This is a genomic window from Candidatus Burkholderia verschuerenii, from assembly GCF_001189365.1.
Lineage (GTDB): Bacteria > Pseudomonadota > Gammaproteobacteria > Burkholderiales > Burkholderiaceae > Caballeronia > Caballeronia verschuerenii.
This window is the reverse complement of sequence record NZ_LFJJ01000202.1, coordinates 1-10,204: the sequence shown is the minus strand read 5'-3', so window position 1 is coordinate 10,204 and position 10,204 is coordinate 1. Positions and strand designations below refer to the sequence as shown.

The 10,204-nt window shown below is 64.5% G+C and carries 10 protein-coding genes; 4 read left to right on the top strand and 6 right to left on the bottom strand.

Features of this window, described 5'->3' with window-relative positions; genetic code table 11:
• Positions 1-348: 348 nt before the first annotated feature.
• Genes BVER_RS24605 through fliF form a run of 6 tightly spaced genes read right to left on the bottom strand, consistent with a single transcriptional unit; the run spans position 349 to position 7,359 of the window.
• Positions 349-1,794, bottom strand: a complete 1,446-nt coding sequence (locus BVER_RS24605) for a flagellar hook-length control protein FliK (RefSeq protein WP_050455506.1) — start codon at positions 1,792-1,794, stop codon at positions 349-351.
• Between the two features lie 39 nt (positions 1,795-1,833).
• Positions 1,834-2,289 (bottom strand): flagellar export protein FliJ, encoded by a 456-nt coding sequence (gene fliJ, locus BVER_RS24600; protein WP_050455505.1) that lies wholly within the window; start codon positions 2,287-2,289, stop codon positions 1,834-1,836.
• 50 nt (positions 2,290-2,339) lie between these two features.
• Positions 2,340-3,896 (bottom strand): flagellar protein export ATPase FliI, encoded by a 1,557-nt coding sequence (gene fliI / locus BVER_RS24595; RefSeq protein ID WP_050455508.1) that lies wholly within the window; start codon positions 3,894-3,896, stop codon positions 2,340-2,342.
• 20 nt (positions 3,897-3,916) lie between these two features.
• Positions 3,917-4,576 (bottom strand): flagellar assembly protein FliH, encoded by a 660-nt coding sequence (gene fliH, locus BVER_RS24590; RefSeq protein ID WP_050455504.1) that lies wholly within the window; start codon positions 4,574-4,576, stop codon positions 3,917-3,919.
• Complete coding sequence (gene fliG, locus BVER_RS24585) at positions 4,569-5,564, bottom strand: flagellar motor switch protein FliG (RefSeq protein WP_050455503.1); 996 nt, start codon at positions 5,562-5,564, stop codon at positions 4,569-4,571. The genes fliH and fliG overlap by 8 nt, the downstream gene beginning before the upstream one ends.
• Entirely contained in the window at positions 5,554-7,359 is a 1,806-nt protein-coding gene (fliF, locus tag BVER_RS24580) for a flagellar basal-body MS-ring/collar protein FliF (protein ID WP_050455502.1), read from the bottom strand. Before fliF ends, fliG begins: the two co-directional genes overlap by 11 nt.
• A gap of 296 nt (positions 7,360-7,655) precedes the next feature.
• On the opposite strand from fliF, the gene fliE reads away from it, so the two are divergent.
• The 4 genes from fliE to BVER_RS24560 all read left to right on the top strand — a co-directional run.
• The gene (fliE, locus tag BVER_RS24575; RefSeq protein WP_050455507.1) at positions 7,656-8,024 is read left to right on the top strand and encodes a flagellar hook-basal body complex protein FliE; all 369 of its coding nucleotides are present in this window, start codon (positions 7,656-7,658) and stop codon (positions 8,022-8,024) included.
• 243 nt (positions 8,025-8,267) lie between these two features.
• On the top strand, positions 8,268-8,687 hold the full coding sequence (fliS, locus tag BVER_RS24570) for a flagellar export chaperone FliS (RefSeq protein ID WP_050455501.1): 420 nt from the start codon (positions 8,268-8,270) through the stop codon (positions 8,685-8,687).
• A 29-nt stretch (positions 8,688-8,716) separates the two neighbouring features.
• Complete coding sequence (locus tag BVER_RS24565) at positions 8,717-9,046, top strand: flagellar protein FliT (protein ID WP_050455500.1); 330 nt, start codon at positions 8,717-8,719, stop codon at positions 9,044-9,046.
• 81 nt (positions 9,047-9,127) lie between these two features.
• Positions 9,128-10,204 (top strand): hypothetical protein (locus tag BVER_RS24560; protein WP_050455499.1); only part of this gene is annotated, 1,077 nt, incomplete at its 3' end.

Genomic DNA, 10,204 nt, shown 5'->3' with positions numbered 1-10,204 from the left:
GCGAAGTTCCAAACTCCCAGGAAACCATTCAGATCAATATTGCTTCTGGGAGTTCTGGGAAACACGATCTTCCGGCGGCCCCTTGCCACCCTTGACTTCGACTAATTCTGAAGGGCCGACTACCTATTTGGGCGAGAAAGGAAAAATCGCATGGGAACCAGCGCCCGGACACACGGCGAGAACACTCGCTACTGCTGTGCCAAGTCTAAATTCCTGTGCCGCGGCCGCTCAAGAAGGTGCTTAGGATCGGCCAGCGGCTTTCTTTGGTTACTTTCTTTGCCGCCGCAAAGAAAGTGCCCCCCGCCGGGAAGGCGGCTACTGAAAAGAAAAGCACGACAAGAGAAGCCGTTAGGCAAAAGTATCAACCAGTCCAACTTGCCGCCGCACGGGAACGCTAACGGAAGTAGCAACAGAATCATCTCCATCGCCAATACCGCCAACCCCCCCACGTCCACCAGAAGCCCCTTGCTGCGAAGAAGATTGCTGCTGCTGCGAGGACGACGATTGCCGCGCAAACCCATCCGCGACACTAGCGCTCCCCAGACTAATACCATTAGCCTCCATCGCCTCCCGCAGCTTGGGCATCGCCGCTTCGATAGCCTCACGCGTCTGCGAATGCTGCGCCACGAACAACGCATGTGCATGGTTATCGGTGACTTGCAAGGTAACCTGCACCGGTCCGAGATCCTTCGGATTCAAAGTCAGCTCGGCGCTAGTCTGCTTGGCGTTCGAAAGAAACACGACCTTCTGACTGAACGCATCGTCCCAGCCGGACGACCCGACGTGCGGCGCGATCGCCGCGCTGGTCGCCGCCGTCGCCGCACCCTGCTGGCTCGACACCGACGAACTCGCCGATGCCGCCTGCTGTGCCACCGCGTTCGCCGCGGCCTGCGCCGCCTGCTTGTATGCAGCCGCTGCATCGCCGGATGCGGGCGTCAGTGCCGCCTGCATGCTGGCCAGCGCGCTGGCGTCGGTTTGCGGCGCGGCGTTCGCGGCCGCCGTTGCTTGCGCGTCCTTGGCGTCGCCCGTGGTGATGCTCAACAGGCCCACCTGACGTTCGCCCTTGCCGTTCTGGCCGAGCACGCCGCCGACAGCCTCGCCCGTCTGACCCTTCGTTTCCGTGCTCGCCTGCGCCTGCGTTTGCGCCGATGCAGCCGCCGCCGCCGCATTCGGCGCGGCGTTCAGTTGCGCGAGCGCGGCTTGCAGCGCGTCGGTCGGAGTTTGCGCGTCGGCGCTCTTTTTCGCGTCGCCGGATTTCGTGGTGTCGCTGCCATCGGTCGATGCCGTGGCCGCCGTCGCCGCATCCGTCAGGCTGGCGAACGTGGCCGCGTCGTCCTGCTGCGCGGCGTCAGTGGCATCGGAGCGACTTTTCGCTTGCGCGGCGGCATCGGCGGCGGTGTTCGCGGGTTTCGCGGTCGCGGCCGTTTTCGTGGCATCGGCGGAATCGGATTTCGACGACGCACTCTTCGAAGCCGAATCCGCGCGATCGCTCTTGTCCGCCGCCGACGACGCCTGCGCGTCCTTCGTGCCGTCGGTCTTGTCCGAGCTGCTCGCGTCCGATGCGGACTTGTCGCTGTCGTCGGCCTTCGGCGCGTCGTGGACGCTGGATTTATCGGCGGAAGCTTGTGGCTTCGGCGCGGCGGTCTGCGCGGCGAGCGCATCGGCGTGCGCGCGCTCCGTCAGGCTTTGCAGCGTCGAACCGAACGATGTGCCCGCGTTCGCGTTGCGCTTGTTGGCGGCCGACGTCGTCGACGAAGCGCCGGTCAGCGCGTTGAGAGGGGAAACGGAGGACATGTTCTGGCCCTGGTATCTAAAGGATGAAATCTGCCGCGCTTACGACGACGCCCGCTCGGCGCGCATCCGCACCGCGCGCGCCGCGAATTCGTCGGCCTGACGCTGTTCGACGCGCGCCGCCTGCTTGGCGAGCACGGCTTCGCCGCGCGCGGCCAGAATCTCGTAGCTGCCGACCTTCTGCTTCTTCTGGCGCCATTCCGGCTTGGCCTGCTCGATACGCTGATCGGCGATCACGAGCATGGCGCGCTGCTGGTTGATGGCGGCATCGAGCGTATCGACGAACGCCTGGAAGTTGCGCAGCGTCTGGGCGGTCGTGCCCTGTTGCGCCGACGCCGTGAAACGCGCGTGATATTCGTCGCGATAGTTCACGAGCGAATTCAGCTGCGTCTCGACGTCGTTGCGTTCCTGCTGCAACTTGCCGAGGCGCTTGGTGGCGGCATCGAGCTCTTCCTGCGCGAGCTCAATGAGCGTATTGATAGGCAAGTTCTTGGACATAAGGAATTGGTCTCTACGCGGATGTTCTTATGAAGAATATGGCTCGAATACTAGTCGAAAAGTGCGTGCAACATTTCGAGGCTCGGCTCAAAATTTGCCTGATCTCTAAAGCCTTGTTGTAAAAATGACTCCATACGCGGGTAAAGCGCTATTGCGCGGTCCAGCAGCGCGTCGCGCCCGGCCGAATACGCACCCACGTTGATCAGATCGCGATTGCGCTGATAGCGCGACAGCATCTGCTTGAACAGGCGCACGCGTTCCAGATGCTTGTCGTCGATGATCGACGTCATCACGCGGCTGATCGACTGTTCGATATCGATCGCGGGATAGTGCCCCGCTTCCGCCAGCGAGCGATTCAGCACGATGTGCCCATCGAGAATCGCGCGCGCGGAGTCGGCGATCGGGTCCTGCTGGTCGTCGCCTTCGGTCAGCACCGTATAGAACGCGGTGATCGAACCGCCGCCTTTCGGACCGTTGCCGGTACGCTCGACGAGCGCGGGCAGCTTGGCGAACACCGACGGCGGATAACCCTTGGTCGCGGGCGGCTCGCCGATCGCCAGCGCGATTTCACGCTGCGCCATCGCGTAACGCGTGAGCGAATCCATCAGCATCAGGACGTGCTTGCCCTGATCGCGGAAGTATTCGGCGAGCGACGTCGTGTACGCGGCGGCCTGCATCCGCAGCACCGGCGACACGTCCGCGGGCGCGGCCACCACGACCGAACGCGCGAGACCGTCTTCGCCGAGAATCTGCTCGATGAATTCCTTCACTTCGCGGCCGCGTTCGCCGATCAGACCGATCACGATCACTTCCGCGCTGGTATAGCGCGCCATCGTGCCGAGCAACACAGATTTACCGACGCCCGAACCCGCGAACAGGCCCATGCGCTGGCCGCGTCCGACGGTCAGCATCGAGTTGATCGCGCGCACGCCGACGTCGAGCACCTTATGGATCGGCTCGCGGTTCAGCGGGTTGATGACCGGCGCGGACAGCGGCGCATCGGTCTTCGCGCCGAGCGGGCCGAGTCCGTCGAGCGGACAGCCGGAGGCATCGACCACGCGACCGAGCATTTCCAAGCCGACCGGCAGACGCTTCGCGCCCGCCATCGGATCGTCGATCGGCGCGCTTTCCAGCGGATACACGCGCGCGCCGGGCAACAGGCCGCCGGTTTCCGTGGTCGGCATCAAAAACAGTTTGTCGCCCGAGAAGCCGACGACTTCGGCTTCGGCGGTCGGGATCGCGCTGCCGGGCGGCAGTTCGATCATGCATTCGGAGCCGACGCCAATCTTCAGGCCGACAGCTTCCAGCACGAGGCCGGCGGCGCGCGTCAGACGTCCGCACGTGCGCACCGGCTTGGCGATGGCCGCGCGGGCGCGCACCATTTCCAGCTGAGCGCGCCACGAATCGATGTGCGGATTGCCCGCCATCAGCGACAGTTCGGCAATGGTGCGCGCGGCATGTTCTTCCGGCGTCGGCTCGGCGGCGGCGTCTTCGGCGGCCAGCGGCCCGAAGGATGCGCGCGCGAGTTCCTGCTCGAGTTCGCTCAGGCCTTCCTGCGTGATGCCGTGCGCCGTGAGCGGTTCGTGGACTGTCGGATGAGGGGTCATGTTCGCGACCATTTGCTGATTTACCACAACTGATTCCTTCCGAGCGCCGCCGCGACACGTTCCCAGCGCGACGAGTTGCCCGAATCGATTTCACCGGTCGATGCATGCGCCTTGCAGCCGCCGCGCTCGACCAGCGGATCCGGACGCACCAGCCAGCCGGCCGCGCCCAGTTCTTCCTGCAGATACGCATCGACGATCGGCAGATCCGCCGGATTGACGATCAGCGTCGGCGAGCCCTGCAATTCCGGCTCGGCCGCGATCACTTCGCGCGCCACTGCGACCAGCGCGGTCGGATCGTGCGCGAGATGCTGACGCACGACCTGCTGCGCGATATCGATTGCCAGCGAGGCGAACGTTTCGGCGATGGCGGCATCGGCGGCGTGCAGCGCGGTTTGAAACGCATCGGCGATTTGCGCGAGGCGCGCGGCTTCTTCCATCGCGATCTTGCGGCCTTCCTCGATGCCCTTCTCGTGACCTTGCTCGAAGCCCGCCTGATAACCGAGCGCCTGACCCGCGACGTGACCCTTCGCGAGACCTTGCGCATGCGCGTCTTCCTCGACGCGGCGCAGATGCGCTTCGAGTGCGACCTGATCCGCCGCGCTCTGATCGACCGTGACCGGATCGAACGATGCCATTTCCCAGCGCTGATACGCCGAGACCTTTTGCGTCGCGTTAGACATATGCGTCCTCCGCCTTGCCGCCTAATTGGATCTGACCGTTTTCGGCGAGATTGCGCACCACTTGCAGCACCTTGCGTTGTTGCTGTTCCACTTCCGACACCCGCACCGGACCGCGCGAATCGAGGTCTTCCGCGAGCAGTTCGGCCGCGCGCTGCGACATGTTCGACAGGAACTTCTGACGCAGCGTCGCCTGCGCGCCCTTCAGCGAGACGATCAGCGTTTCCGACTCCACTTCCTTCAGCAGCAACTGGATCGCGCGGTCTTCCAGGTCCAGCAGGTTTTCGAACACGAACATCTGGTCGATGATCTTCTGCGCCAGTTCCGCGTCGTACTGCTTGACCGTTTCGATCGCCGATTCTTCCTGGTTGCTCGCCATGAAGTTGAGGATTTCCGCCGCCGTGCGCACGCCGCCCATCGGCGCGCGCTTGAGGTTGTCGCTGCCCGATAACAGCGCGGTCAGCACGTCGTCGAGTTCGCGCAGCGCGGCGGGCTGAATGCCGTCGAGCGTCGCGATCCGCAGCATCACGTCGTTGCGCAGACGTTCCACGAAGCACGAGATGATTTCCGATGCCTGATCGCGGTCCAGATGCACGAGGATCGTCGCGATGATCTGCGGATGCTCATTCTTGATGAGCTCCGCGACCGCGCTCGAATCCATCCACTTCAGACCTTCGATGCCGCTCGTGTCGCTGCCTTGCAGAATGCGATCGATCAGCGCGCCGGCCTTGGTTTCGCCGAGCGCCTTGTTCAGCACCGACTTGATGTACTCGCTCGAATCCATCGACAGCGCCGTCTGCTGCTCCGCTTCCTTGACGAACTCGGTAAGCACGGAATCGAGCTGCTCGCGCGTCACGTTCTTGAGGCTCGCCATCGTCGCGCCGATCTTCTGAACCTCGCGCGGGCCGAGAAACTTGAAAACTTCAGCGGCTTCTTCCTCGCCGATCGACATCAGCAGGAGAGCGGCTTTGTTGAGACCGTCATTGTTCATCGGACACCCAGTTCTTCACGACCGTCGCTACAATTCGCGCATCCTGGCGCGCGACGGACCGCGCATAGTCGAGGTTGCGATCAAATTTGGCTTTGTTGCTTTCCGGACCGCCGAGGAGACTCACTTCGGCATCCTTCTCGCCGTCGTCTTCCTTGGCCGAGCCCTTCATCGAAGGACCGTCGAGCAGCGAAAGTTCGTCAGGCGCGGCAAACGATGCCGAGGGTTCCGGCGGCGGGAAGGCGCGCTTCATCGCCGGGCGGACCATGCTGAAGTACAGGAACAATCCGACGATGCCGATGCCCAGATACTTCGCGCCCTGAATGCCCAGGCCGATCGATTCCTGCGTCTTCCACCACGGCACCGCCGGCGGCGTCACGACATCCGAGTTGAAGGCGCTGTTGACCACGTTGACTGAATCGCCGCGCTTTTCGTCGAAGCCCATCGCGTCCTTCACGAGTTGCTGGACTTGCGCGAGCTTGTCGGCGACCATCGGCGTCATCGTGACGTTGCCCTTGGCGTCGACCTTCTTCTCGTAGTTCACGACCACCGCCACCGACAGACGCTTGATGCCGCCGACCGCCTGTTCGTAGTGACGCACGGTGCGATCGACTTCGTAGTTGGTCGTCGTGTCGCGGCGCTCGTTGAGCGGCGTGGGCTTCGCACCCGATGCGCCCAGCGCACCCGATGCCGCCGCGTCGATCGGCGCCGATGCCGCTTGCGGCGGCTGGTTCGACAGCGCGCCCGGCACGCCGCCGACGCCCGAACCGCTGGTTTCGCTCGACAGGCTCGACTGCTGGCTGCGGATCGCCGTGTTCGCCGGATTGGCGTTCGGGCCGTAGCTTTCCGCCGTCTGCTCGAGCTTCGAGAAATCGATATCGGCGCTGACTTGCGAATGCGCGTTGCCCGAGCCGAACAGCGGCGAGAGGATCGCGTCGATGCGCTTTTGCGTGTTGTGCTCGATCTGCTGCACGTACTTCAATTGCGAGGCGTCCAGACCGGCCGCGCCGCCTGCCGTCGCGTTGGTCAGCAGGTTGCCGTCCTGATCGACGATCGTCACGTTCTTGACCGGCATGTCCGCCACGCCCGACGCCACCATGTGCGTGATCGCGGAAACCTGGCCTTCGTCGAGCACGCGGCCCGGATACAGCTCGACCATCACCGACGCCGTCGGCAGTTCCTTGTCGCGCACGAACACCGAAGGCTTCGGAATCGCTAGATGCACGCGCGCCGACTTGACCGACGAGATCGACGAAATCGTCTTTTCGAGCTCGCCTTCCAGCGCGCGCTGATAGTTGACCTGTTCCGCGAACTGGCTGATGCCGAACTTCTGGTTGTCCATCAGTTCGAAGCCGACCGAGCCGCTCTTCGGCAGGCCTTGCGCCGCGAGACGCAGACGCGTTTCGTGAACCTGCTCGGCCGGAACGAGGATCGCGCCGCCGCCGTCCGAGAACTTGTAGGGAATGTTGCCTTGCTGGAGCGCCGTCACGATCGCGCCGCCGTCGCGGTCCGACAGGTTCGAGAACAGCACGCGGTAATCCGGCTGACGCGACCACATCACCAGACCGGCGACCACGGCGATCAGGATCGCCACCGCGATGATCAGCGGCACGCGCGGATTCGAGCGGAAATTCGACAGCCCCGGCACGCGCTGGGCGAATCCGCCGAAATCGGCGCCGCCAGCCGCACCGCCGGTCAGGCTCGCGCCGGGCACGGCGTTACCCGCCGTGCCCGGTTGCGCGCCTGCCAGCCCCATGCGGGCGTCCGGCGTGATCAAAGAGTTGTTGGGCGTTTCCATTTAGCTCGATTGCTCCGAATCTGGTGTTCTCTCGCCTGCCGCTTGGCTCTCAGTCGTTGAGCGGCGGTGGAGGACTTTTCACGAGATGGATTATCCGCAGATCAAAGCAAGTCGATTCGACGAATAGAGCCGGGTTTTCCCCGTTCTTCCGGAGGTTTGGACGCGAGCGCGCTGCTAATCTTTGTCGTACTCGGTCGTGGTGGAAATCCGTCGCGACAAACGTAGGAACCCAGGTCAGCCGCCGACCCCGCCACACCCAGCCCGGCCGCTGCTCATTACTGAAACCAGGAGTCATGATGAATTTTCCGATCAATCCGCTGTCCTCCGCTCTCGGCGCGATCCAGTCGATGGCCTCGCAAGCCGCCGGCGGCACGAAGGAAGCGGGCAGCGCCGCGACCGTCGCGTCTGGCGCCGTTACCGGACAGTCGGGCGCGGCGAGCGTGGACAGCTTCGCCAGCGCGCTGAAATCGTCGATCGACAAGATCAGCGACAACCAGAAGTCGGCGCTGTCGGAGGCGCACGCCTTCGAAATGGGCTCGTCGAACGTTTCGCTGAACGACGTCATGGTCGACATGCAGAAAGCCAACGTCGGCCTGCAATTCGGTCTGCAAGTGCGTAACAAGCTGGTGTCGGCCTACAACGACATCATGCAGATTTCGGTCTGACGCCGTTTTTTCGCCGCTGCCCGCGCGTTCCAACCTGATAAGCCGATTTGGCCCTACCAGCCTTGTGTCCTAAAGCTTTCCGGCGTTTCTCCGATAACCCCGATAACGGTACGGCGGACGTCGATTCGCTCGCCAGCAACGAACTTCACCGGTCAGACGCGCCGGCGCCCGAACCATCGGCCGGGCGGCTGCGAATGCCACACGCGGACGGCGCGCGCCGGAGCCGCATAAGGAGAACCACGGATGTATTCCCCAGGACAAGCCGGAGCCAACGCGTACGCGCGCGTCGGCGTGCAGACGGACGTGATGGGAGCGAGCCCGCATCGGTTGATCGTGATGCTCTATCAGGGCGCACGGCAGGCGATCGCGCAAGCGCGGATGTTCATGCAGCAGAACAACATCGGCGGACGTGGGATGGCGATCAGCAAGGTGATCGGCATCATCGAGAGCGGTCTGCAGGAGTCGCTGAACAAGGAAGCGGGCGGCGAGATCGCCAAGCGCCTGGACGCGCTGTACGCGTACATGTCGCGCCGGCTGCTGGAAGCCAACCTGAATCAGGACGAAGCGATGCTGGTCGAGGTGGACAACCTGCTGGCGACGCTGGAAGAAGCGTGGGTCGGGATCGGACCGGAAGTGGCGCAGATGGCCGCGGCGACCGTTTGAATGGAACCGGCGCGGCGAGCCAGACAAGAATGAAGACGACCGAAGACTATTTCGCCCATTACGAGGCCATCGCGAAACTGTCGAGCCGCATGCTGGTGGCGGCCCGCGAAGGCGAATGGAGCGATCTGAAGACGACGCAGGGCACGTATCGCGAGATGATCGAGCAATTGAAGGAGGCCGACTCCGGCTCGTCGCTCGACGAAAACGCCCGCGCGCGCAAGCTGGACCTCGTGAAGAAGATTCTCGCCGACGACGCCGCGATCCGCGATCTGTCGTCGCCGAGCCTAGCGCGTCTGTCGGCGCTGTTCACGGTGAACAACCCGGCGCGCGTATTGAAGAAAATGATGGGACTGCGCTAGTCCCTCGCATCGACCGGCGCGCCGCGACAACGGCGCGCCCATTCATGCGGGCGGCTGGCGTTGCATTGAGAGGATGTCCGCATGAGTGGGCTCGATTCCACGATCTCCACGCTGCTGGCCGCCCGAAGCGAACTATTCGTGACGGCGCTGCGCGCGGCGACCGGCTCGGCGACGAGCCAGACCGCCAACGCGTCCGGCACGTACGGACCGACGGGCCTGCTCGCACTGTCGAGCCCGCCCGCGGCCTCCGCCCAGACCGCGCTGTCCAGCGTCGCGCGCACGCTCGACGTCATTACCCGTTTCAGTAGCGCGACGCCCAACGCCGTCGTCGGCGATGCGCCGTTGTGGCCCACGCCGCCGCGTCCCGCGAGCGCGTACGCCGCCTTTACCACCGGTCTCTTCGATACCGCGTTTTCATCGAACGCGGCCGCCGTCGCCGCCGCGCGCCAGAGCATGCCGCCGCTGCCCGCCGCGCAGATTGCCACGCAACTGGCGAAAACCGTCGACGACAGCGGACTGTTCTACGAATCCCATCTCGTGCAATGGCTCGCGGGCCAGCGCAGCACCGCGACGCTCACAGGCGAGCCGCAAGGCCGCGTCGATCCGCGCGCGCTCGCGCTGCCGCTCGATTTCACCGAGGACGCGAGCGCCGCCGATGCCTGGCTCGACGGCACGCCGACCCAGCATTTCACGTCGCTGACGGCGTTTTTCGATACGCCCGCCCAGCCCGACGTGCCCGATATCCTGCAGCCGCGCCACGCGATCGAACTGCCGCAGACGCCGCAAGAGGCCGCCGCGCTCGCCGCGTCGGTCCGCGATGCGCCGGCCAACGTGTTGTCCAATACGCAGAGCGCGCCGGCATCGACGGGAGCGGGGCGCGGATCGGCAAGCAGTGAGTCGCCGCACGAGGCGGTGCAGGCGTCGATCAACGCGGGCATTCATCCGTCGACGCTCAATCTGGTGCGCCAGCAGCTCGACATGCTCGCCAACGGCGTGTTTCGCTGGCAAGGCGAGGCTTGGCCGGGCACGCGCTTCGACTGGGAAATCGAACGCGAACCGCGCGAGGCGCGCAGCGCCGACGATACCGCCGCCGATCGCGTCTGGCGCACGCGCGTGACGCTGTCGCTGCCGTCGCTCCTGTCCCTTATACACCTCTCC